Annotated in this window: 22 protein-coding genes; 11 read left to right on the top strand and 11 right to left on the bottom strand. The window is 38.9% G+C overall.

The genetic code is table 11. The annotated features are described in order from the left end of the window. Nucleotides 1–146 precede the first annotated feature (146 nt). The gene (locus AW165_RS04330; protein ID WP_017402825.1) at nt 147–1,646 is read left to right on the top strand and encodes a PLP-dependent aminotransferase family protein; all 1,500 of its coding nucleotides are present in this window, start codon (nt 147–149) and stop codon (nt 1,644–1,646) included. 65 nt (nt 1,647–1,711) lie between these two features. On the opposite strand, the gene AW165_RS04335 is transcribed toward AW165_RS04330, so the two are convergent. Then, nucleotides 1,712–3,154, bottom strand: coding sequence for an amino acid permease (locus AW165_RS04335; protein ID WP_060465063.1), 1,443 nt, complete (start codon nt 3,152–3,154; stop codon nt 1,712–1,714). A gap of 570 nt (nt 3,155–3,724) precedes the next feature. On the opposite strand from AW165_RS04335, the gene AW165_RS04340 reads away from it, so the two are divergent. The 3 genes from AW165_RS04340 to AW165_RS04350 all read left to right on the top strand — a co-directional run bounded on the left by AW165_RS04340 (nt 3,725) and on the right by AW165_RS04350 (nt 5,358). Next, complete coding sequence (locus tag AW165_RS04340; RefSeq protein WP_060465064.1) at nt 3,725–4,186, top strand: hypothetical protein; 462 nt, start codon at nt 3,725–3,727, stop codon at nt 4,184–4,186. Beyond that, nucleotides 4,183–4,590, top strand: coding sequence for an EVE domain-containing protein (locus AW165_RS04345; protein ID WP_060465065.1), 408 nt, complete (start codon nt 4,183–4,185; stop codon nt 4,588–4,590). Before AW165_RS04340 ends, AW165_RS04345 begins: the two co-directional genes overlap by 4 nt. A gap of 324 nt (nt 4,591–4,914) precedes the next feature. After that, on the top strand, nt 4,915–5,358 hold the full coding sequence (locus AW165_RS04350) for a MarR family winged helix-turn-helix transcriptional regulator (RefSeq protein WP_139120927.1): 444 nt from the start codon (nt 4,915–4,917) through the stop codon (nt 5,356–5,358). A gap of 54 nt (nt 5,359–5,412) precedes the next feature. Here AW165_RS04350 and AW165_RS04355 read toward each other — a convergent pair whose 3' ends face one another. After that, entirely contained in the window at nt 5,413–5,961 is a 549-nt protein-coding gene (locus tag AW165_RS04355) for a helix-turn-helix domain-containing protein (protein ID WP_060465067.1), read from the bottom strand. Nucleotides 5,962–6,029: 68 nt separating this feature from the next. Between AW165_RS04355 and AW165_RS04360 the strand changes: the two genes are divergently transcribed. Both AW165_RS04360 and AW165_RS04365 read left to right on the top strand, forming a co-directional pair. Beyond that, the gene (locus AW165_RS04360) at nt 6,030–6,725 is read left to right on the top strand and encodes an AzlC family ABC transporter permease (RefSeq protein ID WP_005804464.1); all 696 of its coding nucleotides are present in this window, start codon (nt 6,030–6,032) and stop codon (nt 6,723–6,725) included. Further along, nucleotides 6,722–7,045: an AzlD domain-containing protein gene (locus tag AW165_RS04365; RefSeq protein WP_060465068.1), complete on the top strand. Its 324-nt coding sequence runs from the start codon at nt 6,722–6,724 to the stop codon at nt 7,043–7,045. Before AW165_RS04360 ends, AW165_RS04365 begins: the two co-directional genes overlap by 4 nt. 40 nt (nt 7,046–7,085) lie before the next feature. Here AW165_RS04365 and ssb read toward each other — a convergent pair whose 3' ends face one another. From ssb to AW165_RS04380, 3 genes are all read right to left on the bottom strand, one after another. Next, the gene (gene ssb, locus AW165_RS04370; protein WP_005804461.1) at nt 7,086–7,673 is read right to left on the bottom strand and encodes a single-stranded DNA-binding protein; all 588 of its coding nucleotides are present in this window, start codon (nt 7,671–7,673) and stop codon (nt 7,086–7,088) included. 51 nt (nt 7,674–7,724) lie between these two features. Next, nucleotides 7,725–9,089 carry an MFS transporter gene (locus AW165_RS04375; protein WP_005078603.1) on the bottom strand — a complete coding sequence of 455 codons (1,365 nt, stop codon included), beginning with the start codon at nt 9,087–9,089 and terminating at the stop codon, nt 7,725–7,727. A 146-nt stretch (nt 9,090–9,235) separates the two neighbouring features. Continuing rightward, nucleotides 9,236–10,318 carry a DUF475 domain-containing protein gene (locus AW165_RS04380; protein WP_017399821.1) on the bottom strand — a complete coding sequence of 361 codons (1,083 nt, stop codon included), beginning with the start codon at nt 10,316–10,318 and terminating at the stop codon, nt 9,236–9,238. Nucleotides 10,319–10,580: 262 nt separating this feature from the next. Here AW165_RS04380 and tenA point away from each other — a divergent pair, with 262 nt between their 5' ends. From tenA to AW165_RS04395, 3 genes are all read left to right on the top strand, one after another. Beyond that, nucleotides 10,581–11,255, top strand: coding sequence for a thiaminase II (tenA, locus tag AW165_RS04385; RefSeq protein WP_060465069.1), 675 nt, complete (start codon nt 10,581–10,583; stop codon nt 11,253–11,255). A 66-nt stretch (nt 11,256–11,321) separates the two neighbouring features. Next, a complete protein-coding gene (locus AW165_RS04390; protein ID WP_060465070.1) occupies nt 11,322–11,693 on the top strand; it encodes a MerR family transcriptional regulator in 372 nt (123 codons plus the stop codon). 103 nt (nt 11,694–11,796) lie between these two features. Further along, the gene (locus tag AW165_RS04395) at nt 11,797–12,597 is read left to right on the top strand and encodes an SDR family NAD(P)-dependent oxidoreductase (RefSeq protein WP_060465071.1); all 801 of its coding nucleotides are present in this window, start codon (nt 11,797–11,799) and stop codon (nt 12,595–12,597) included. A 48-nt stretch (nt 12,598–12,645) separates the two neighbouring features. Here the strand turns inward: AW165_RS04395 and AW165_RS04400 are convergent, their stop codons facing one another. The 4 genes from AW165_RS04400 to AW165_RS04415 all read right to left on the bottom strand — a co-directional run bounded on the left by AW165_RS04400 (nt 12,646) and on the right by AW165_RS04415 (nt 15,042). After that, the gene (locus AW165_RS04400; RefSeq protein WP_005066878.1) at nt 12,646–12,987 is read right to left on the bottom strand and encodes a GlpM family protein; all 342 of its coding nucleotides are present in this window, start codon (nt 12,985–12,987) and stop codon (nt 12,646–12,648) included. A 52-nt stretch (nt 12,988–13,039) separates the two neighbouring features. Continuing rightward, a complete protein-coding gene (locus AW165_RS04405) occupies nt 13,040–13,393 on the bottom strand; it encodes a DUF1304 domain-containing protein (RefSeq protein WP_060465072.1) in 354 nt (117 codons plus the stop codon). Between the two features lie 65 nt (nt 13,394–13,458). Continuing rightward, nucleotides 13,459–14,436, bottom strand: coding sequence for a zinc-binding dehydrogenase (locus AW165_RS04410; RefSeq protein ID WP_060465073.1), 978 nt, complete (start codon nt 14,434–14,436; stop codon nt 13,459–13,461). Between the two features lie 3 nt (nt 14,437–14,439). Continuing rightward, complete coding sequence (locus AW165_RS04415; RefSeq protein ID WP_005804456.1) at nt 14,440–15,042, bottom strand: TetR/AcrR family transcriptional regulator; 603 nt, start codon at nt 15,040–15,042, stop codon at nt 14,440–14,442. 296 nt (nt 15,043–15,338) lie between these two features. Here AW165_RS04415 and uvrA point away from each other — a divergent pair, with 296 nt between their 5' ends. Continuing rightward, on the top strand, nt 15,339–18,173 hold the full coding sequence (gene uvrA, locus AW165_RS04420; RefSeq protein WP_060465074.1) for an excinuclease ABC subunit UvrA: 2,835 nt from the start codon (nt 15,339–15,341) through the stop codon (nt 18,171–18,173). Nucleotides 18,174–18,204: 31 nt separating this feature from the next. Here uvrA and AW165_RS04425 read toward each other — a convergent pair whose 3' ends face one another. Then, nucleotides 18,205–19,914 carry a GGDEF domain-containing protein gene (locus AW165_RS04425; RefSeq protein WP_060465075.1) on the bottom strand — a complete coding sequence of 570 codons (1,710 nt, stop codon included), beginning with the start codon at nt 19,912–19,914 and terminating at the stop codon, nt 18,205–18,207. 1,002 nt (nt 19,915–20,916) lie between these two features. Here AW165_RS04425 and omp33-36 point away from each other — a divergent pair. After that, entirely contained in the window at nt 20,917–21,822 is a 906-nt protein-coding gene (omp33-36, locus tag AW165_RS04430; RefSeq protein WP_060465076.1) for a porin Omp33-36, read from the top strand. 60 nt (nt 21,823–21,882) lie between these two features. On the opposite strand, the gene AW165_RS04435 is transcribed toward omp33-36, so the two are convergent. Further along, nucleotides 21,883–23,850, bottom strand: coding sequence for a BCCT family transporter (locus AW165_RS04435; RefSeq protein ID WP_039764889.1), 1,968 nt, complete (start codon nt 23,848–23,850; stop codon nt 21,883–21,885). Nucleotides 23,851–23,988: the final 138 nt, after the last annotated feature.

Raw genomic sequence — 23,988 nt, forward strand, 5'->3', positions numbered from 1 at the left:
CATATTTTCATCATCAGTTGCAGCTTTGGTTTCTTGCATCCTGTGCTTAATTTTCAGGGTGCTTTACAACGACTGCCTATGCATGTAATTTCGCTCGTCTGATGCCAACTGACGAGAGCCACTTTTTAACTGTAGGAGAGAGCCAATTGCGTAGTTTACTTGGAGATCATTTGCTGCAACGACTCCAACAGGACACTGAAGGGAAACTACATCAACGCCTTTTCCGTTGCCTGCGTGGTGCCATTATTGATGGAGTCATCCAACCCAAGACTCGTCTACCTGCCTCACGCGACTTAGCCAGTGAAATTCATGTTTCAAGAAATACAGTGCTCACTGCCTATGAGCAGCTACAAGCTGAAGGCTACTTAGAAGCCCGTACGGGACACGGCACATGGGTTGCCGAAAAATTACCAGAGAGTTTTTTAAATACACAAAACAAGAAAAAAGTAGTTTCTAGCCCGAAAGTTCAAAATTCTTATGCGCTATCACAGCGTGGTTCCAACTTATTGGGCTATGCCGCAGCGTCGCCACACCAATGGGGAGCTTTCGTGCCGGGAGCACCAGATGTGACTGAGTTCCCACATCATATTTTTAGTCGTATTCAAGCACGCTTAAGCCGTGAACCCGATATTAATCGCCTGATTTATAGCAATGCAGGTGGATGTATTGAGCTTCGAAGTGCATTGGCAGATTACTTGCGTGTTGCACGTTCAGTCCAGTGCGATGCAGACCAGATTATTATTACCGAAGGCATTCACCAAGCTATTGATTTAGTCTCGCGTGCGCTCAGTGATATGGGAGATAAAATCTGGATTGAAGATCCAGCTTATTGGGGAATGCGTAATACGTTACGTATTAATGGTCTCGATATTCAACCGATGCCTGTCGATGCTGAAGGTATTATTCCTGAGGAAAATCCAGCAAAGCCACCAAAACTCATTTTTGTCACACCTTCCCACCAATATCCGCTTGGCTCTCATTTAAGCCTAAACCGCCGACGTAAATTGATTGAGATTGCACGTCAGCATAATAGCTGGATTGTCGAGGATGACTATGACAGTGAGTTCCGTTTCTCGGGTCAGCCTTATCCCTCTTTACAAGGTTTAGAAAATGATGCGCCTGTGCTGTACATGGGCACATTCAGTAAAACCATTTATCCGTCCTTAAGAATTGGATATCTAGTCGTACCTAAGCCATTATTTTCACCATTACGTATTGTGGCAGCCGAGCTGTATCGTGGTGGGCACTTGCTTGAGCAAAAAGCTCTAGCTGAATTTATTCGTGAAGGCCATTATGAAGCACATATTCGCCGTATGCGCTTACTTTATGGCAAGCGCCGCGACTATTTGGTGAGCTTAATTCAACGTTATCTTGGCCCCGAGTTTATTCATGAATATGATGAAGCGGCAGGGTTACATCTGGTTTTAAAATTACCGAACTCTTGCGATGATGTCGCGATTGCAGCCACAGCGCTTGAACGTGGTGTCAAAGTTCGTCCTCTTTCACAGTACTACATGCAGTCACATGCACATGCAGAACGTGGGCTGCTGATGGGCTTTGCATGTGTAAATGAAAAAGATATGGTAATGGCTTTTGGCGTCTTGCTGCAGTGCTTACGTGAAGCAGGCGTACCTACGCTAAATTAACTTTCCTCTGTTATTAAAACAAATAAAAAAGAGCCTCATAATGAGGCTCTTTTTATTTAAAAATTCTAAACCAACTTTTCTTCATGACTATGAGTTAAATGGGTCGCTCTACGCTCTTTACCCCAACCCAGTTTTTCAGACAACAATCCGAAGAAGACAATAATGCCAAACAATGCTGTGGTGTAAATCACTTCTTTAAAGTAGGTGCCTTCAATCAACATGGTAAGAATTGCACCAATAATTGCAAAAATCACCACGTAAGTTAGATAAGGGAACATCCACATTTTAAAGTCAATTTTCACGCCTTCAGCTTCTAACTTTTTACGCATACGAAGCTGAGAATAAGCAATAGTCAGGTAAACATACAGTGTTGCTGCACCTGTTGTTAACATGAAAAAGTCATAAACATTCATACTCTCGGTTGCAGTTAAAACTACCGCAATTACAGAGAAGAAGCATGACACAATCACGCCTACCCAAGGACTACTTTTACTGTTTACAGAGCCAAAACTTTTCGGTGCATCACCACGTTTAGCTAAAGAGAACAACATACGTGAACACGTATAAAGAGCTGAGTTAAAGCAACTACATACTGAGGTTAGAACCACAAAGTTTACGATGTGGCGCGCGCCAGGAATACCAAGTGCAGACAGAGTTACGCTATAGGTTCCCCAAGTTGAATCTTTCAAAAGTTCATTGTTGTGAGGAATCAAACATACCGCCACAAACATTGAACCAACGTAGAATAAAATAATTCGCCAAACAACTGAGTTCGATGCTTTACGAATTTCTTTCGATGGATTTGCCGACTCTGCTGCCGCTACCGTAACAATTTCAGCACCAATGTAGGCAAACATGACTCCAAGCAAGGCTGTAATAACGGATGAGCCACCATTTGGCATAAAGCCTTGAGCGGTTAAATTACTAATACCAGAAGCAGCCGGATTACCCCAAGGCCACAAATGCATGATCGCTAAACTACCAATCACAAGAAAAATAACAATCGCGATGACTTTGATGAGGGCAAACCAAAACTCAAATTCACCATAGTTTTTCACGTTTTGTAAATTAACGACAACCAGTGCGCCAATCACCACGACCATATAGACCCAGATCGGTATAAACGGGAACCAATTGTTTAGAATTTTTCCTGCCACATAGGCTTCCCAACCCATGAGCATAGCCAAAGTACACCAGTACAACCAACCAATTGAGAAACCTGCCCAACGGCCAATCGCACGGTCAGCATATGTTGAAAAAGAGCCACTATCTGGGTTTAAAACAGCCATCTCGCCTAACATACGCATGATGAACCAAACGAGTAGACCACCTAAAGCGTAAGTTAAGAAAACTACAGGTCCGGTATTGTAAATAATACTGCCTGAGCCCACGAATAGAGAACCACCAATAACCCCTGCAATCGAGATCATGGTCAGGTGGCGTGATTTGAGTCCATGTTTTAAACTTTGGGAGTGATTGGCTTCAGAACCATTTTGATGAGCTGCCATATCATTTTCCTTAATATATGGAGGATATCGGCTAGTCTCGGAAAACCTCCGAAGCCAAAAAATATCCCCTAAAAATTTAGCCGTTCTGCCCAATTCCTAAAACAGAAAATTCACTGAGCTTATTCGGCGCTTCCGTATGCATACTTCCAATGGCTTTAATTTGTCGTTTCGGCAGTCAAGAAACGAGAGCCATTTTTGGAATAAAAGAGAGAGCCAATTGCAAAATTTATACGCAAAATTGGTCTAGATTCGTTTCATGAATTTAATATTTCTATAAATAATTTACATAAAAATAGAATCAGATTTCCAAGTATGCAATATCGATGTGTTTGGTTAGAATTTATAAAAGTACCTTAAGTTTATAAAAAATAACTTATGGATAATCGAATAAAGATAAAGCATCAAAATTTTAAAATTGTAATTAATAAAATAATAGTATATTATTTTACTATTAAAGTTTTGTTTAAATATGACTAGCGACATCAACTCATTTCGAGCTAAATCTGTCATTCATAACAACTGATTATTCTTTAATAAAACTATTATTAACTTATATAAAAGGCAAAATTAATGAACAATAAACTTAAAACGTTAACATTTAGCTATAGTATTAAGATTCCAAAAGAGTCCTTTCCACTTATATGGAAGCACTGGAATGATATTACCAACTGGAGCAACTGGGATAAGGGTTTACTAGAAACCCAATCCGATGGAAATAAAATAAAGCTGGGTAAGAATATTAATATTCTTCCATACGGAACCCCCGATTTAGTTCCTATTTGTGTAACATCATTTATTGATGAACAACATTTTACAACAACTAGTCATACTCCTATAGGCTCCATGTCTATTGGACATTCACTTATTGAAAAAAGTGCAGCATGTCCTGATGACAGAATTGAGCATACTATTTGTGCTCAAGCTCATAACTATGATTTTTTTAAAGATAATATTTGGGAAAATTTAAAGCAGAATATTGTTCAAAGTGTTAATAATCTTGTTGAAATAACGCAAAAAGAAATGAACCAATGAAATCATGGATCGCTGTGATTTCCTATGAACATGCTTTAATAGCTTCAAAGTTAAATATTCTTCAAGTCTGCCATGGCAAAAAGGGCCCCCTCATCGCGACTCATGCTGGCGATGAGGTATTTATATATTGCCCAAGAACTGAAATGCGTGCTGGTAAGGAATTAAAACTAATCGCATTTAGATGCTCTTTTTTAAATAATGAAATCTATCAGTTTGAGCAAACTCCAGATTTTAAACCTTTCAGAAAAGATGTAATCTTTGATTCAAATTTTGTATCCAAACCCATCAAAGATATTAAAGGATTAGAACTTACGAGTAACCCGAACTGGGGAATACTTGCGCGAAGAGGTTTTTTTGAAATAAGTCAGCATGATGCGAATTTAATTAACGATAGTAAAACCTAGGAGATAATTTTAAATTATAGATCTACTCTCAAAATATTATTTAATGATCAAAACTTGAAGTCTTCATTTGAATTTTAATTAAATAATTTTTGCTCTAGCCTCCGCTTCCTCAGGAAGCGGCCCAGCAATATAACTAAACTCTATTCACTTCAATTTTATTTTCTTATTATAATTTTGATCTATGACACGCTTTAAGATAAATAACTGATACAACTTGTACTTAGCTTATTCGTCGTAAACAGCACGTATATTTTAAATAAGCTATACTTGCGCTTTCTATAATTTTTTTAAAAATTATAATTTTACTTAACGGGTCTTATTGAAATGGTAAAGCCAGATATATTTACACACACCTCTCCAATGGAAAGTATAGGATTCAGATTTTGGCAAACATTTATTAAGTGGCAAAGACAGATTGATATAGTTTTAGCTCCATTAGATTTAACTCAGCAGAACTTCAGCATACTCGCGCTTATTGGTTGGCAATTACAACAAAATGTATCGATTTCCACCCCCTATATTAGACAGAAAGTGATTGTTGAAATGTCTGGTATGCCCAAAATGCAGGTTTCTCTTATTTTACAGCGCCTAAAAAAAAGTAAATTAATTACCATTTCACCTTACCCTTTAGATTTACGCGAACAACAAGTTGAGTTGACTGATGAAGGATTAGATTTGCTTCGTAAAGCAATTACTCTGGTTGAAGAAGTCGACAATAAAACATTATCCCAAGAAAACTTACTTAGACTGATTGGAACAAATGAATAATAGAGGTTTAAATTCATTACAAGAAAAGACTTCATTTAAATGAATTTAAAGCTTTTAGTTTTGTTCAGAAATTAATAATGCTTTTGTACCAGTTTCTAATGCTCTAAATATATGTTTTTGATCAGCTGGATAACAAATATAGTCTCCAACTCCAAGCTCAACAGCTTCATCAATTAAACCCACCAAAGCTTTACCTTCAATCACAATAATATGCTCCACAGAACCAACTGGATGCGGCTCTGAGAGACGGTCTTCGCCTGGCTCAACAATCAGTAAATAAACATCGCGGCGCGCATGTGGCGGACAAGTCGCCAACAAAATCGCTTTGTAATTGGCAATCTCAGAACTCACTGTTGGCCCATCACCACAGCGAATGACTTGTACCTGATTACTCGGTTCTTCCATCAACCGTGCAAATGGAATATTGAGTGCAACACAAAGTGCCCATAAGGTTTCAATGCTAGGGTTACCTTGCCCTGCCTCTAACTGCGAAAGTGTAGATTTAGCAACACCTGCACGGCGCGCAACCTCTGCCAATGAAAGCCCTGCTCTTTGGCGTTCACGCGTTAAACCTTTGGCAATAATTTCAATTGGCTGAGACATTCAACACATCCGTTCTATAAAAAAAACGATCGTTCGTTTTGACAAAGCGATCAGACTTATTCATTATAATGGAAAATCGTTCGTTATATCATGCTATGTCCACATACTCTCTAATTAAAAAACTTAGTAAAGACACTACCCGCTCGATTTTCTTTGTATGTCTAGCGACGAGTGTCGTTGGTATGTCTTTAGGTTCACTCGCTGCAAGTTATGGCTTAGCGCTCTGGATCCCGCTTTGTCTATCCGTGTTTGTGCTCGCAGGAACTGCTGAATTTATTTTTATTGGTTTCTTGGCTGTAGGTGGTAGCCCAATTGCAGCTGCGATTGCAGGACTACTCGTCAATTTAAGACATCTACCTTTTGGTATTGCAGTCAATGAACTAATCCGTGGCAAATATTCTCGATATTTCGGGGCTCATATCATGAACGATGAAAGCGTTTTGTTTGGTATGGCACAGCCCGATTTCGAAACAAAAAAGGCTGCTTACTGGTTATGTGGTATTTGCATTATGCTGAGTTGGCCACTGGGTGTCACTGCGGGTTATTTCATTGGAAGTGCTATTCCAGACCCTAAAACATTTGGCTTAGATGCCATTTTCCCAGCGATTTTAATTGCTCTTACTTTTAATGCTTTAAAGAATAAATCCACTCGAAAAGCTGCATTTGCCGGATCAACTTTGGCACTGATTACCACACCTTTTTTGGCCTCAGGACTTCCAATTCTAATTTCACTTTTTGGCTTAATATTTGGTAGAAAGAAATGAGTCAACAATTAATAATTATTTTAGGTATAGGCTTACTAGCACTTGGAACGTATGGGATTCGCTTTGCTGGGTTTCACTTAGGTGCCAAGTTCTCATTTTCTGAAAAATACCAAGTTTTACTCTCAAACGGTGCGACTGTTTTGCTCTGTGCGATTGCCGTGACCACTACATTTTTTGAAGGTCAACATTTTGCGGGATTCGCGCGTATATTTGGTGTTGGCTTAGCACTGTTCTTGGTTTGGAAAAAAGTACCGCTTTTATTGGTGATTTGCTTGGCAGCTGCTGGCACGGCACTTATACGTTTGCTTGGAATTGAGTAATAAAAAAGGCGAGATAAACTCGCCTTTTTTGAAACTTTGATTAGAACGGTAAATCGTCATCTAAATCAGCTGGTGCAGAAGCTGGTTGTTGCGGAGCTTTAGGCGCAAAACCACCCGCTTGAGGGTTGCTTCCACCATTACCGAAACCACCTTGGCTACCATAACCACCGCTGTTTTGGCCGTAGCCGCCACCTTGGTTGTTATTGTTTTGATAACCATTACCACCTTGTTGAGGTGCGTTAAAACGTGGTTGATTAAAATCATTACCACCAGCGAAACCTTGTTCACCTTGTTGACGAGCATCTAACATTTGCATCTGGTCGCCACGGATTTCTGTAGTGTAACGCTCTTGGCCATTTTGGTCTGTCCACTGACGTGTACGTAGTGAACCTTCAATATAAACCTTAGAACCTTTACGCAAGAACTGCTGAGCAATTTCCCCTAAACGGTTATGCAAAACAATACGGTGCCATTCTGTTTGTTCTTTACGTTCACCGGTATTTTTATCAGTCCAAGCTTCACTTGTCGCGATTGAAAATTGGGTCAACGAGCCCCCATTTGGAAAAGTTTTTGTTTCAGGATCACGACCCAAAGTACCAACCAAAATAACCTTATTTACACCACGCATTAGCTGTCTTCATCCTATACATTTCTATGTTTTACTTTATAAGAGTTATGCTTAAATGGCTACCTCTTTACCGAACAACTGCGTTAAATCACGTCGCGCAGCATCATCTAGAGACTGTTTATCGACTTTAATATAAGCAACTTGCTGGTCAGGCATCACCACAACTTCTTCGATACCACGAATTGCCAATAGCTGTGTGGTCCACTCATTCACCTGTTGCACTTGCGGCAATGGCAACACAATCGATGACAAATACCGCGGCTGAGCTAAACCAAAACTAATTAGCAACCATATTATAGCAATCCCTGCTAAGACACTCCATCCAATCGCAGTATTATGTAACATCAATAATTGACCACCTAGTGTGCCACCAAAAAAAGCACCTAAAAACTGACTACTGGCATTTACGCCCATAGCCGTTGCTTTTGACTGAATTGGAGCAGACTTCGACAGCCAAGAAGGCAATAAAGCCTCCATCACATTAAATGCAATAAAGAAAATACCTAGACCTGCAAGTAATACATATTTGGATTGATAACCAAATATGAGCAGCAGCAAACCTGCAATAATTCCTGTAATTGCTGTTAAGAAAATCCCGCGCATTTTGCGATATTTTTCAGCAATGATAATGCTTGGAAATGCAAAGAACAGGCTAATAACCAAAAGTGGCAAATACACCAGCCCGTGGCTCGCCAGAGGAATATGTGCAAACTCGATAAGTTGTGAAGGCACATAAATAAACATGGCAGTAAGTAATAAGTGAAGTGCAAAAACCGAAACGTGCAAACGGTTTAAATCACCCATTTGAATGACTTGCTTAAGCTGTGCCATGTAGCCTTGCTGATAATTACGATGATGACGAGTGACTTTAGGCACAAGCAATAACATCGCAATCGCAATTAAGCCCATGATGGTCGTGACAAAGAACAAACCAGAAATGCCTACAAGGCTTGTGAGCCAAGGTCCAAGGCTAAACGCCACTACAAAAGACAGACCAATACTCATGCCCATTGCAGCCATGGCTTTAGTACGCTGCTCTTCACGCGTCACATCGGCTAAAAGCGCCATCACGACCGCTGAAACTGCACCAGCACCAGCAATAGCACGGCCAATAATTACGCCATAAATCGTGTCAGATAAACCAGCAATTGCACCACCAATCGCAAACAGTAATAGGCCAAAGACCACAAGCGGTTTACGACTAAAACGGTCTGCCAGTAAGCTAAATGGAATTTGCAAAATCGCCTGACTTAAGCCGTAGACACCTACAGCCAAACCAATGAGTGCTGGAGTCGCATATTGATATGACTGCCCAACTACAGAAAAGACAGGAATAATCATGAACAAGCCCAACATGCGTAGTGCAAAAATACTACTTAAGGCAAAAGTTGAGCGACGTTCCAAAGCATTCATCATATCAATACACGTTATCAAACTAGGTAAATTATAAGCCGATTCGTTTCTAAAAATACGGAACACCTTATTTAAAATAACGATTTGGGCTTAAAAAAATAAAGAGGCGTTTAGCCTCTTCATTCTATCGAACTTTACTGAAAATTAGCTTAAGGCGACTGATGCTCGCGCTTCGAATATTGAATTGAAGCAATGACAGCCCAAACAATAAACGCTACCCCAATTAAACCTGTTACCACTTCAGGCACATGTACGCCTGTACCACTTGCAATCATAATGAATGCTAAAGCACCAATTGCATAATGTGCGCCATGTTCTAAGAACACATAAGCATCTAGCGTGCCTTTTTCTACAAGATAAACTGTCATTGAACGGACAAAAATAGCACCGATTGCAAGGCCCAGCATAATCACGACAACATCGCTAGTGATTGCAAAAGCACCAATCACACCGTCAAAACTGAATGATGCATCTAATACTTCAAGATATAAGAAACCACCTATGCCAGCTTTAACTACACCAGAAGCAGCACCTGATCCATCTTTCATAATGGCATTACCATCTTCATCAATTTCAGGTTCGCCACCTAACATATGACTTAAAACTTCAACGCCAATATAAACTACAATGCCCCAAATACCGGCCATAGTCACAGCAAGGCGCTGCGATTCATCAACATTTGCTGCCATAATTAACATCGCAATTAAAGCAATAAAAACAGACATTGCCGGTACGCTGGCCAAGCTAGAAAGTTTAGCTTCAAGCCATCTAAACCAATGGGTTTCTTTCTCTTCATCAAAGAAGAAGTTTAAGAATACCAATAATAAGAATGTTCCACCAAAAGCTGAAATTTCTGCGTGGTGTGCCATTAAACGTTCAGAGTAAGTTTTCGGATCATTGAGTGCCAATTTAGCCACTTCAATCATTCCCATATCCGCAGTCACGGCAACAATCGCTACTGGGAAAATTAAACGCATACCAAAAACGGCAATTAAAATACCAACCGTTAAAAAGAGCATTTTCCAGAACGGATCCCAATTACGTAGAACCGATGCATTTACGACAGCATTGTCAAAAGATAAAGAGACCTCCATTACAGCTAAAATAGCTGTAATTGTTAAAGCTTTAAGCATGGTAGACACGCCTGCTTCAGGTCCATGGGTAAAACCCCAATACGCGGACAGTGCTAAACACACCACCGTAAAAAATATCGAAAATCGGAAATGCTTCATGGATCAGACCTATACCAAGAACTAAATTTAATCTTTCTTAAAACCGCCGCTATTATATCGATAATTGACCACAAAACGATGTTGTTTTGTGCCGTTATTCCCTTTACTTTATCTCTCTGTTTAATAAAGAAATTTGTAATATTCAATTAACTTATTAATCGGATTAAATATTTTCTTTCGATATATCTATCATTCTTATTTTTGTATTTTAAAATTGATTTAAAATCCAGTTTAGCTGTCTAATTTTAAATGGAATGATTTTATGCTTTTTTCTCAAGAACTCTGGCAACGTAATTTAAATTTATATCAAAAAATTCTCGACCTGCCTTTTAATCAGGAACTTGCTAACGGTACTTTAGATAAAGAAGCATTTTGTCATTATGTTATTCAAGATGCTCAATATTTAGTGGCCTATGGCCGTGTGCTGGCTGTTGCAGCAGCTAAAGCTTTTGATGCTGACGATATTATGCAATTTTCAGATGCAGCGAAAATTGCAATTGTGGTTGAACGTAGCTTGCATGATGACTTTATGAAAAACTTTGGTGTCACTAAAGAAGAGTTTAAAAATACACCATTAACTTTGGCAGGCCACCACTACACTTCATTTTTAACAGCCACTGCTTGGTCTGAGAGCTACCCTGTTGTACTTGCTGCGCTTTTACCTTGCTTCTGGATTTATGCCGAAGTTGGCAAAGATATTGTAAATAAATCAATTCCAAGTAACCCTTACCAAGCATGGATTGATACCTATGCAGGTGAAGAGTTCCATACCACCGTTCGTAATGTGATTGCGACGGTAGATAAAGTTGCTGCACGTTGTGATGCAGATACTTTAGAAAAAATGCATGCTGCATACACGATGGGTGCAAAACTTGAATGGTTATTTTGGGATAGCGCTTACCATCAAAGACAATGGTTAGGTTTAGATCAGATTTAAAACTTCAAAAGAATCGGTCAGTGCACTTAATAGCCTGATCGATTTTCAATAAAATGCGAGACAGATATGTATATCGGCGAATTAGCGGCTTTGACTGGAGCCACTCCTAAGGCCATTCGGCATTATGAGAAATTAGGCTTACTACCAGTCGCAAAAAGAAAAGGCAATTATCGTATTTATGAAGCGATTGATGTTCAATCGGTTAAGATGATTCGCCTTGCACAAGCTGTTGGATTTAGCCTTTCCGAGCTTTATGACCTGTCAGCTTTAAAATATAAAAATAATCGTTTTCCTGTAGAAATTGCACAGCAGCTTATTCAGAAAAAGAACCAACAAATTATTGAGCAAAAAGAAGCTTTAAGCCGTTTGCAAAAAGATTTAAAACAACTAGAAGATGAGATTATTCAAACTTATATTACCAATAAGATTTCTGCTTAAAACAGTTTATTAAAATCTAAAAATAGCTTTCAAAATGAGTGCTTGACTCTGCCCTTAGGGACAAGGTTTATGGTAATAGCTTCTTTTATTACAGACCAATGAAATGAGCACTAACCTTTCTAGATTTAAAAATTCAACAGCATTAATTACAGGCGCATCTTCAGGAATAGGCAAAGCCTATGCTCAAAAACTTGCATCTTTAGGCATTCATTTAATTTTGACTGCACGCTCCGAACAAAAGCTGAATGATTTAGCTGATGAACTTAGAAAAAAATATAACGTAAATGTTGAGGTTATCGTTTTAGATTTAGCTCAAGCGAATTCAGCTCAAATATTATTTGATGAAGTGCAAGCCAGAAACTTATCGGTAGAGATTTTAATTAATAACGCAGGATTTGGTAAATGGACTAAATTTCTAGATCAATCTGTATCTATTTATCAAGAAATGATTACGCTAAATATCAGCAGTGTAACGTCTTTATGTTATTTATTTTTGCCCCACATGCTTGCGAACAAAAAAGGCATCATGATTAATATTTCATCTACAGGTGCGTTTCAACCCCTGCCTTATATTGCTGTGTATGGGGCAACTAAATCTTATGTATTGCAATTTACTGAGGCTCTTGCAGGAGAATACGGCTCTTCAGGAGTTAAATTTCTGACGGTTTGTCCGGGCAATACCCAAACCAATTTTACTCAGGTCGCAAATGCCGATACGAGTGGTATGAAAAGCTCTACGGTTGAAGACGTTGTGTCTGCAACAGTTAAAGCATTAGATAAGAATAAATCAACGGTTGTGGTGGGATGTAGAAATTATTTGACGTCTCAACTGCCTCGAATTCTTTCTCGCAAAAAAATGATCAATTTAGTTGAAGGCATGCTCAGAACTCGTGTTATTGAGTAACCATAAAAATGGTTCGATTTAAAAGATTAAGGAGTTTTCCTTAATCTTTTAATGCTGAAATAACTGCCAGCCATAAATCAAACCTGCCGCAGCCACGACCCAACATAGCGTTGCCAGTCCTAGACAAGACCACATCGACATTCGTGTTGCCAGCACATAAACAACAACTAAATAAATGGCATAAGGAATAAGTGACCATAGACCAAACAGAGCCGTTTTTTGTAATGCTTCGGCTCCTTTTTGCTGAAAAACAATCACATGAGCAATTAAAGCAAAGGTAGGAAAAAGTGGGACTAAACCTGCAATATAAAATGCCTTACTTTTCGATAAAATCGAAATAATGAGGACAACCCCAGCCCCCAACATACATTTTAAAAATAACGCCCACATGCGCTGATCCTATCTGGTTATTTCCATTTCAAAACGCTGTATTTTGCGCTTTTTAAAGAAAATTAACAGCGACTAAAGCAATCAATGCTGGAACTGCCTGAATATAAATAATCTTTTTACTGGCAGTCAGACCACCATAGATACCTGCAATGAGTACACAGCCTAAAAAGAAGTTGGCAATTGATGTCGCAAACGGTGTATCAGCCAATAAAGACCAGAATAAACCCGCCGCTAAAAAGCCATTATAAAGACCTTGGTTCTGTGCCATCACTTTGGTGAGTTTTGCTTTTTCGGCATTATTTCCAAAGGCTTTCATGCCATAGGGTTTGTCCCACAAAAACATCTCTAACACTAAAATATAGACATGTAATATTGCGATAAGCGCAATTAAAATTTGTCCGACCATACGATTTTCCTTTTTATTTTAAAGATATGAAAAAAGATCAGTCTCTCGACTGATCTTTTAATGTGTTACGGTTTTAACAACACTTTGCCTTGACGAGCACCTTGCGTTGCTCTTTGAGCGGCAGTTTTAATCTCATCAAAACTAAATACACCTTCTACAGGAAGGATTAATTTTTTCTGAGTTGCTAACGTTAATAACTCAACAATGAGTTCTTTTTTGCGTTCGGCAGGCATTTCTTTGTTAACTACACTCGCCCAGAAACCTTTTACTGTCGCTTGTTTAAAAATCAAATCACCCGATGAAATCTGCATGGTTTCGCCAGTCATACTACCGAACGAAACGAGCAAGCTATTTTCACTGAGTAAATTCAGCATTTCGCCACTTGCTGTTCCTCCAATCGAGTCCACACCAGCAATAAGAGGCTGGTCGCCGTGAATCTGTTTAACTTGCTCTTTCCAGTTAGGCTGATCAGTCGCAACAACATGCTGAATACCTAATGCTTGCATCTCTGCAATCGCATCAGTACGACGGACCAGATTAATGACAGGTAAGCCACGTGCCTGTGCAATCATCGCAACTGTTTTACCGACTGCACCATTTGCCGTGTTTTGAATGAGCCATTGACCCGGTTGAACATTTACAAAGTCGAGTAGCATGAGAGCACTAATTGGCATACCAATCAGTTGTGCTGCAGTTTCATCATCAATTTCATTATTGAGTGGAATAATCCCATGAGCAGGCGCAATAAAGTATTCAGCCCAACTGCCATGCACAGCTGCCACTGCAATACGCTGCCCTACCTGTACATGAGAAACGCCTTCACCCAATGCATCTACAACACCAACCGCTTCACTACCACCAATCGCAGGTAAGGTTGGCTTGTAGCCATAGCTTCCACGTACTGTCCATACATCATGATTATGAATTGGAGACATGATGGTTTTAATACGCACTTCGCCTGCTTTTGGTTCTGGGTTTGGCATATCCGCCTGCTCTAAAACGTCTACAGGTTCGCCAAAATTACGATGGATAATACTTCGCATTCTTTATTCCTCTATCGGTTTTATGAGTTGTTGGGTCGTTTCTAAAGCTAGATGTAGATGTGCTTTGTCTTGCGACAATTTTGTGAGTAAAGCAGCACCTAACCATAACTGATACATGACTTGCGCAGTTTTTAAAGGCTCAATATGTTTAGGAATTGATCCTTCTTGTTGCCCTTCTTTGAGTAGCAAAGCCAAACGTTGCGTTAGTTTGTGCACACCGTCATTGAGAATTTGACGCATGTCTTCTGACAAGTCAGAAACCTCTGCCGCCAACTTCACAATCAGACAGTTTTCAGCCCAACTACCGTTTACAGGATCATCAATCCATGCCTGCCATAAGGCCATTAAACGAGCATGGGCACTTTGCTCACTGCGTTGCCAAAGTTGTTCCATACGAACTTTATAATCAGCCATATATTGCTCGAGCAATGCACAGCCAAATGCCTCTTTCGAAGCAAAGTAGTGATAGAACGAACCTTTGGGTACGTCACAAGCCTTTAAGATTTCTTGCAAACCAACACCGACAAAACCTTTACGTAGTACCAGCTCAAAGCTCGTATCTAAAATGTGTTGTCGCGTGGTTTCACTTTTATTTAATCGTTTCATGCACACATCATAAACAACTATTAGACCAGTCGTCTAGTAAAGTTATGTTGCTGGTTAAAATTTGCTTAGAGTAGAAATCTGAAGTAAGGAATGTTAAAAATACAATCTGCTTATTTAAACAAATTTTGTCGATTGTCGTTTAACCGTCACAATTTGTCGCTTTAAATCATTTTGTACCACTTGAACAATTTTAAATCGTTATCATATATAGGGTCTGTTGTTTATAACCAGTCACACCTCTCTGCGACTGAGCAATCAGCACCTAAATTTTCATCAATATATAATTGAGATGTTTTATGAGCCAAAGTCATATCCGTATTCGAGGCGCACGTACCCATAATTTAAAAAATGTGTCTCTCGATATTCCACGCGACAAATTTGTGGTAATTACGGGGTTATCAGGTTCAGGAAAATCTTCTCTTGCCTTCGATACCCTGTACGCCGAAGGACAACGCCGTTACGTCGAATCACTTTCAGCGTATGCCCGTCAGTTTTTATCGCAAATGGAAAAGCCTGAAGTCGACTCGATTGAAGGTTTATCTCCAGCGATTGCCATTGAGCAAAAATCTACGAGTCATAACCCACGTTCAACGGTAGGTACAATTACCGAAATTTATGACTATTTGCGTTTACTTTATGCACGTGTCGGTACGCCATATTGCCCTGAACACGACTTGCCGATGGTTGCGCAAACTATTTCTGAAATGGTCGATGCTGTAAAAACACTTGAAGAAGGCACAGCACTCATGTTGCTTGCCCCTGTTGTTCGTGAACGTAAAGGTGAATACAGCAACCTGTTCGAGCAACTACAAGGTCAAGGTTTTGTTCGTGCCCGTGTTGATGGTGAAATCATTGATATTGATACACCACCAGAACTCGACAAAAAGAAAAAACATACCATTGAAGTTGTAGTCGACCGTTTCAAAGTACGTGAAGACTTAGGTAACCGTATTGCAGAATCATTTGAAACCGCACTACGTTTAGGTGGCGATATTGCAGTTTTATCATGGATGAATGGCGAACATCCTGATCGTGTTTTTTCTGCAAAGCACTCATGTCCCGAATGTGATCGCGCTGTCGCAGAGCTTGAGCCACGTTTGTTTTCATTTAACAACCCGTTTGGTGCCTGCCCTGTTTGTGATGGTTTAGGTACCCGTAGTCATTTTAGCTCTGAAAAGCTGATTCCAAATCCTGACCTTGCGATTAGTGAAGGTGCGATCCGTGGATGGGATCGTCAGCGTCCATATTATTATTCCATGCTGCAAAAAGTTGCCGACCATTTTGGTTTAAAACTTGATACGCCTTGGAACCAGCTAGATAAAGATACTCAAAAGAAATTCTTACAAGGTACAGGTAAAGAAAAAGTCGATTTAAGCTATATCGACGAACGTGGCCGTAAACATACTCGCGTGCAACCATTTGAAGGAATTTTGCCGCACCTTGAACGTCGTTACCGTGAAACTGAAAGTAACTATGTACGAGATGATTTAGCGCAATATCTTTCTAATGCAGCGTGTGATGCATGTGATGGTTCGCGTCTTAATGAAATTTCACGTCATGTTCGTGTGAAAGACAAAACTATTGCTGACATTACCCGCATGTCGATTGGTGACGCTGAAAGCTACTATCAGGGCTTAAACCTTGAAGGTGCTAAAGGTGAAATCGCAGATAAAATCTTTAAAGAGATTCGAGAGCGTTTACATTTCTTGGTGAGTGTTGGACTGAATTATTTAAGTCTGGCTCGCTCTGCAGAAACCTTATCTGGTGGTGAAGCACAGCGTATCCGTCTAGCTTCGCAGATTGGTGCAGGTTTAATGGGCGTCATGTATGTGCTTGATGAACCTTCAATTGGTCTACATCAACGCGATAATGATCGTTTATTGCAAACGCTCATTCGCTTACGCGATTTAGGTAACACGGTATTAGTCGTTGAACACGATGAAGATGCAATCCGTGCTGCTGACCATATTATTGATATCGGTCCAGGTGCCGGTGTACACGGCGGTGTAATTATTGCTGAAGGTACTTATGATGAGTTGGCTAAACATGCCGACTCACTTACAGGACAGTATCTTTCTGGCAAACTCAAAATTGAAGTGCCAAAAAAACGTACTGAATCACCACGTCCAGATGAAGTCATCAAACTTTCAGGTGCAGCAGGTCATAACTTAAAAAATGTTGATTTAACGATTCCGCTCGGCATTATGACCTGCGTAACCGGGGTTTCAGGTTCGGGTAAATCGACGTTGATTAACCGCACATTACTTCCATTAGCAGCGACACAGCTCAATGGTGCAACGACTTTAACAGCCGAGAAGTTTGACTCAATTGATGGGCTTCAACATCTAGATAAAGTTGTTGATATTGACCAAAGCCCGATTGGACGTACCCCACGTTCTAACCCAGCGACTTATACAGGGTTATTTACGCCAATCCGTGAGTTATTTGCTCAAACCCCAGAGGCAAAAGCACGTGGTTATAGTGCTGGTCGTTTCTCGTTTAACGTGAAAGGCGGACGCTGTGAAGCCTGTGAAGGCGACGGCATGATTAAAGTCGCAATGCACTTCTTACCAGACATGTATGTGCCATGCGATGCGTGTCATGGCAAACGTTATAACCGTGAAACGCTTGAAGTCGGCTATAAAGGCAAAAACATTTCTGATGTTTTAGAAATGACTGTTGAAGATGCTGCTGAGTTCTTTAGTGCCATTCCAGTCATCCACCGCCGTTTAGAAACCTTAACTCAGGTGGGCTTAGGCTATATTCGTTTAGGTCAGGCTGCGACTACACTTTCTGGTGGTGAAGCGCAACGTGTAAAACTCGCACGTGAGTTAGCAAAACGAGATACGGGTAAAACTTTATATATCTTGGATGAACCAACAACAGGCCTACATTTCCATGATATTGCCAAGTTACTCGATATTTTGCATGAGCTACGTAACAAGGGTAATACCATTGTGGTGATTGAACATAACCTTGATGTGATTAAAACAGCGGACTGGGTTGTCGACTTAGGTCCTGAAGGTGGTTCGGGCGGTGGTATGATCATTGCCGAAGGTACACCTGAACAAGTGGCTGAGGTTGAGATTTCTCATACTGGACGCTTCTTAAAACCGATGTTGAAACAATAAAATAAAAAGCCGGAAATTATTTCCGGCTTTTTTACCCCTCAACTGCATTCCGACCTCGGGCTTTAGCTCTTAATAGCGAACGGTCAGCTTTCTCTAAAAGCTCTATCCAACTCGCCGCGCCTATGGCAAAACCAATACTGACAGAGACATGCAATTTTTCATCTGAACCAGATAAATCAATCTCTTCTAAAGAAATTGCAATACGAATTTTCTCTGCTAAAAGGCGAGCATCTATAAATTGTACCTGTTCTAATAATATTAAAAACTCATCTCCCCCATAACGAACAATTAAATCCGAACTTCGAATATTTTGCTTTAATTGCTCGGCAATACTGACAATGACGCGATCACCTACAATATGCCCATATTGGTCGTTCACCTGTTTAAAACGATCAATATCAATAATCATTAAACAGGTTTGCGTAAATTTTTGAGGATAACTTTCAACAATTTTTAAATATTCAGATAAAGCTAAACGATTGGAGACTCCAGTGAGTGGATCAGTATTGGCAATATTCTTTAACTGAAATTCAAAAGCGTCGCGTTGTTGCAACATACGTTGTAATCGGTCAATTGCTTCAAATAGAGAAAAAAATTCACCTTTGGTGGCGACATTCATCTCATCTTTACAATGATCAGAACTATGCGATAAATCTAAAATTAAAGTTCTCGCTTTAATTAAAGGCGAAAATACTCGTCTTTGCGCATATATCAAGGTAAGTAATGCAGTAGCTAATGAAATTAAAGAAATAAATAAAGTTAAAAAGAAACCATTTCGAGCAATCGCATTTTCTTGAGCGGCAATGACTACACTTTCATCAAGAATATAACTTTGCAAATCAACCACAGTAGTAAATTTATCAACGATTGCTTCCGTTAATTGGGTACTATTTAAATAATATGGCTTCCCCTTTTGGCTTTCTTCTAATAGCTTTTCTACAATCGGTATACCCTGATCTATAAATTCGGATTTCACTCGGGAATATAACCGACGATATTCTGGAGTTTTTGCCTGTTCAGGCTGCAAGGTATCGACCAAAATCCACAAATATCTAGCTTGATGCTGAGTTTGTAGCGAACGAGCACGATTATTACTTGGAATTTCTTCATTAAAACTTAGAGGGGCAATAATATTAGATGCCATACGCCCAGCCTGATCACGCATATCAGTCAGAACGATAATGAGTGTAAAGTAATTAGAAATACGGCTATCTTTACTTTTTAACTGCAACATTAGTTTTTGCAGTATTTCCCTACAATTATCCCATGCGCCAAACATCCCTAAAATGGCATTATCCAGTTGAACAGAAGTTCTGGCTGCATACGGAGTTTCACCGTAATAATCAACGACACGTCGAGCTTGTCTAAGATTTTCTTTGAAGCTAGTTTGCAGCTCATTTGCTAAGGAGACATAGCCTGCTTGTTTTAAGATAAGAATGCTTGTATCAATTTGCTCATCAACAATTAAACGAAATTTTTTTAATTCTTGCTGATTTTTTACCAAATCATGAGGACCACTCGACATCATTTTATTGGCAGGAGCACGTTCTTTAGAAACTTTATAGGCAATATCGGCAACTGCTCTTAAACTTTTTATTTCAGCTAGAGCTTGTCTAGTTTTTATATAATCCTGATAGCTTCCCACAATAAGAGGTACTGCCATGAATAATAAAGATAAAATAATAACCAGCATAAAAAAGAACAGTCGATTACTAATATGCTCTGAACGTAATCCTGACATTTCTAGCTGGTACTCCGTAAATGCCCTGCCATTTTTAATACGATATAAATTAGGCTTAAATCCATCCTAGCATTTTAATAACTAAAATTTCATCATTAGACCCTTCATTTCTCTTTTAATAAAAATACGATTCCTACATTTTAGTAAGCTTAAATAATAAAATGAATCGAAAAATTGAATGATTTTATAAAAAACCTTACTTTAAAAATCAAAGTTTTTTTACTTATGATAATAAAGTATTTACTTGCCTCTTAAACATTTCTCCCCTCACACAAAATCCAGCTTTAAAATGGGTTCTTTTTATACAAAGCAAAAGATGAATTTTCATGTAATTTTTTTTAATAAATGTTAATGTTTTCTTATAGATAAAAAAAAGCTCAACCTTGGGGAAAGTTGAGCTCATAAAGTCTGATGTGATAACACATCGTATCTAGAAAAGTACTTCTAACCAAAAATATGTTAGGCAGTAAACTTTGTAATTGAATTATGTGACTTATCTCTAATTTCGTAAAGTAGATTTAATTGATCAAAATCAATTTATTAATCGTTTTTTCAACTTAAAACCCTATTTTTTTTGATTTATTAACTTATATAATAATCTAAAATAGATAAATTATTTAGATAAACTTATCAAAATAGTGATAACTATTACTCAAAACATATAAAAATTAGAACAAGAATAATATTTAAATGATTATTTATCGAACAGATCAACAAATTAATTAACGTTAAATCCGATCAACGTGATCATTTTTTCCAATTATAAATGTAATTATTTTGAAACTATTTAATGCCAAATCCTTATGAAACTTAAGGTTTAGCTATTTGTTAATGTTCATTTTTTTATCAGGTTGACATAATATACTTCGATTGATTGTTTTTTAATCATTTTTAACATAAGTATCAAATTTCATTAACATTACCTTTTATCTATTATTGACTTCATAAATTGTTACAATACAATGACCCCAGCTTTATCTCTTGTTAATGCTGGAAATGATTATGAAAAAACTTGGTTTAGCCACTGCTGTATTATTAGCCATGACCGGTGCTCATGCTTATCAATTTGAAGTTCAAGGTCAATCTGAATATGTTGACACAACTGCAAATGATAAAAACTTCACTGGTGACGTTGCTGGTACATACTATTTAAAAAATGTTGATACCACTAAAGGTCCTTTAGCTGAAGCAGCTTTCTTGAACCAAGCTTCTAACGTATCTTTAGGTTACAGCTACCAACAATATGACCAAAACAACGTAAACTACCACGTAGGTACATACGGTGTTAAAGGTGAGGCTTACGTTCCTACTCCTTACCTTCCTGTATATGCTAGCGCAACTTACAACCACACTGATGTTGATGGTAAAAACAACTTCTCTAAAGATGACAACGGCGACCGTTATGCATTAGAAGTTGGTGCTATGTTGTTACCTAACTTCTTGATGACTGTTGGTTATACAAGCGTTGCTAACCAATTCGCTTTAGATAACTTCGGTATCATCAGCAACGGTATCTACTCTGCTGTGAACCAAACTGCTGCGATTCAAAACGACCAAGATGCTGTTACAGCACGTGCTAAATATGTAGGTCCAATTGATGGAACTAACATGGCAATTGGTTTTGAAGCTGCTGGTGCTTTCGGTCAAGAAAACCAATACGGTTTGAAAACTGACCTTTACTTAACTCCTAAGTTAAGTGTTGGTGCATCTTTCGTGGGTAACGATGGTGTAGCTGACATCAAAGGTAATGACCTTGGTGAATTCCGTCAAGCTTGGGGTGGTAACGTAAACTACTTCATTACTCCAGCTTTAGCAGTTGGTGCATCGTACATGAAAGCTGACGTTAAAAATGCTTCTACTAGCTACGATACACAAACTATCGGCTTAAATACTAAATTCCGTTTCTAATTTAATTTAGAAATCGAATTAAAAAAGGACTCAAATGAGTCCTTTTTTTACAGCTAAATATTAGCTTCGTACAATATTTAAGAAATACAGATGACGTTCATATTGATCAATAATGTCCTGGATCAAATCTTCTTGAGTCCAATCCATTACATCATAGTTCTGCCCACCCTCTCTTAAAAATACTTCGGCTTGGAAATATTGCCCATCTTCGGCTTCAGTACGTCCAATTAAAAAACTTGGTGGCACTGTTTCACGTGAAACAACTTTATAAATAAAATTAATTTCATTGTGATGATCGACTCGAAGTTGCATCCCATCCTCAAGTTGAGTAATTGAAACTTCTAAATGACGGCGTCTAAATTCATGTTTGATATTTTCAAACGCACGAGCCACTTGTTTTTCGATATATTCTCTAACCTCTTCTTCACTATGAGGATAGTGCATGATTAAACCTAGCCGCTGTTGCCAGCTTCTTGGATTATGAATGGCACGTGGGGTAATTCGAGCTTCCTGAATTGCTTGCATTTTCGTGACATCAAGATGTAACGCTTTTATTAATCCCCAACTCATGAACAGCATAACCACAGTAAACGGCAATGCACTCATAATGATTGAAGATTGAAGCGCAGCCAAACCACCGACTAACAATAAAATAATGGCGAGTACAGCCATCAGTACTGTCCAGAACAAACGCTGCCAAGTTGGTGAATTTTCAGTTTTTGCAGTTAAGTAGTCTGTTACCAATGCTCCCGAGTCAGCAGAGGTCACAAAGAATAAAACAACTAAAACGGTAGCCAAAATATTCATGACACCTGACCACGGTAAGTGTCCTAAAAACTCAAATAGAGCTACTGATGAGTCTTGCTGAACAGCCTGAATAAGAGTGTTTTGATGTTCATGAATAATGCTAAATAATGCAGCGTTTCCTAAAAAGCCCATCCAGATAATGGTAAAGCCTGTCGGGATGAGGAGAACCCCTACAATAAATTCTCGAATGGTACGACCACGTGAAACTCTTGCGATAAACATACCCACAAATGGCGACCAAGAAATCCACCAAGCCCAATATAAAATTGTCCAACCACCAATCCATCCATTCGGCTGATAAGCGTATAAATTGAATGTCATGGTAAAAAGGTTAGAGATATATTGCCCAGTGTTTTGAATAGTAGTCTGGAGTAAATAAATACTAGGACCAGCGATAAAAACAAAAACTAATAATATTAAGGCTAAGACTAAGTTTAGCTCTGATAAGCGTTTAACCCCTTTATCTAGACCTAAGAACACAGACAAGGAAGCTAAAATGCTCACAAAAATAATCAGTAATACTTGAATATGGGTGCTTTGCTCGACACCGAACAAATAATGTAAACCCGAGTTAATCTGGGTAACGCCAAACCCTAGAGAAGTTGCTACACCAAATACCGTACCAATGGTCGCGAATATATCGATGCTGTCGCCCCAAGGCCCATAAATCTTCTTACCAATGAGAGGATAAAGGGCTGAACGGGTCTTTAATGGTAAATTATGTCGATAAGCAAAATAAGCCAATGCCAATCCGACCACTGCGTAAATAGCCCACGCATGCAAGCCCCAGTGGAAGAAGGTCACCCTTAATGCTTGCTGTGCTGCCTCAATAGTCTGAGCATCTCCACTTGGTGGATTAACATAATGCATGACAGGTTCGGCAACCCCGAAGAACATGAGACCGATACCCATCCCTGCTGTAAACAGCATGGCAAACCAAGACCCATTATTATATTCAGGCTGACTATGGTCAGGTCCTAATTTAATTCGACCTATTGAAGAACAGGCGATATAAATTAATAAGATGAGAAAGAAGGCTACAGATAAAACATAAAACCAGCTAAATGAATCGGTGATCCATTGTTTTAACTGCTGCGTTAGAAGTTCAAAAGAACTCGGGGCGATCACAACAACTGCCAAGAACAAAGCAATGATAATGACCGTACCAAAAAATACGTTAGGATTAACGTTTGCGAACCAACCTGGTTGTTTGGAAGGCATAACTCCTCCATGTTATTTTAATGAAAAGTGACAGGCATAAAGCCAATAAAGACATTCACAGAATGAACAAAGTTAAATCTTTCAATAGAGAAAGCCGATAATACTTTAAATAAACTTAAATAATATTGCAGTTACAAA

The organism is Acinetobacter sp. LMB-5 (genome assembly GCF_001541635.1).
GTDB classification, from domain to species: domain Bacteria; phylum Pseudomonadota; class Gammaproteobacteria; order Pseudomonadales; family Moraxellaceae; genus Acinetobacter; species Acinetobacter pittii.

Bases quoted from the DNA above. Each gene is read 5' to 3' on its own strand.
- AW165_RS04335 (WP_060465063.1), bottom strand. From the start codon at position 3,154: ATGGCAGCTCATCAAAATGGTTCTGAAGCCAATCACTCCCAAAGTTTA.
- AW165_RS04340 (WP_060465064.1), top strand. From the start codon at position 3,725: ATGAACAATAAACTTAAAACGTTAACATTTAGCTATAGTATTAAGATT.
- AW165_RS04345 (WP_060465065.1), top strand. From the start codon at position 4,183: ATGAAATCATGGATCGCTGTGATTTCCTATGAACATGCTTTAATAGCT.
- AW165_RS04350 (WP_139120927.1), top strand. From the start codon at position 4,915: ATGGTAAAGCCAGATATATTTACACACACCTCTCCAATGGAAAGTATA.
- AW165_RS04355 (WP_060465067.1), bottom strand. From the start codon at position 5,961: ATGTCTCAGCCAATTGAAATTATTGCCAAAGGTTTAACGCGTGAACGC.
- AW165_RS04360 (WP_005804464.1), top strand. From the start codon at position 6,030: ATGGAAAATCGTTCGTTATATCATGCTATGTCCACATACTCTCTAATT.
- AW165_RS04365 (WP_060465068.1), top strand. From the start codon at position 6,722: ATGAGTCAACAATTAATAATTATTTTAGGTATAGGCTTACTAGCACTT.
- ssb (WP_005804461.1), bottom strand. From the start codon at position 7,673: ATGCGTGGTGTAAATAAGGTTATTTTGGTTGGTACTTTGGGTCGTGAT.
- AW165_RS04375 (WP_005078603.1), bottom strand. From the start codon at position 9,089: ATGATGAATGCTTTGGAACGTCGCTCAACTTTTGCCTTAAGTAGTATT.
- AW165_RS04380 (WP_017399821.1), bottom strand. From the start codon at position 10,318: ATGAAGCATTTCCGATTTTCGATATTTTTTACGGTGGTGTGTTTAGCA.
- tenA (WP_060465069.1), top strand. From the start codon at position 10,581: ATGCTTTTTTCTCAAGAACTCTGGCAACGTAATTTAAATTTATATCAA.
- AW165_RS04390 (WP_060465070.1), top strand. From the start codon at position 11,322: ATGTATATCGGCGAATTAGCGGCTTTGACTGGAGCCACTCCTAAGGCC.
- AW165_RS04395 (WP_060465071.1), top strand. From the start codon at position 11,797: ATGAGCACTAACCTTTCTAGATTTAAAAATTCAACAGCATTAATTACA.
- AW165_RS04400 (WP_005066878.1), bottom strand. From the start codon at position 12,987: ATGTGGGCGTTATTTTTAAAATGTATGTTGGGGGCTGGGGTTGTCCTC.
- AW165_RS04405 (WP_060465072.1), bottom strand. From the start codon at position 13,393: ATGGTCGGACAAATTTTAATTGCGCTTATCGCAATATTACATGTCTAT.
- AW165_RS04410 (WP_060465073.1), bottom strand. From the start codon at position 14,436: ATGCGAAGTATTATCCATCGTAATTTTGGCGAACCTGTAGACGTTTTA.
- AW165_RS04415 (WP_005804456.1), bottom strand. From the start codon at position 15,042: ATGAAACGATTAAATAAAAGTGAAACCACGCGACAACACATTTTAGAT.
- uvrA (WP_060465074.1), top strand. From the start codon at position 15,339: ATGAGCCAAAGTCATATCCGTATTCGAGGCGCACGTACCCATAATTTA.
- AW165_RS04425 (WP_060465075.1), bottom strand. From the start codon at position 19,914: ATGTCAGGATTACGTTCAGAGCATATTAGTAATCGACTGTTCTTTTTT.
- omp33-36 (WP_060465076.1), top strand. From the start codon at position 20,917: ATGAAAAAACTTGGTTTAGCCACTGCTGTATTATTAGCCATGACCGGT.
- AW165_RS04435 (WP_039764889.1), bottom strand. From the start codon at position 23,850: ATGCCTTCCAAACAACCAGGTTGGTTCGCAAACGTTAATCCTAACGTA.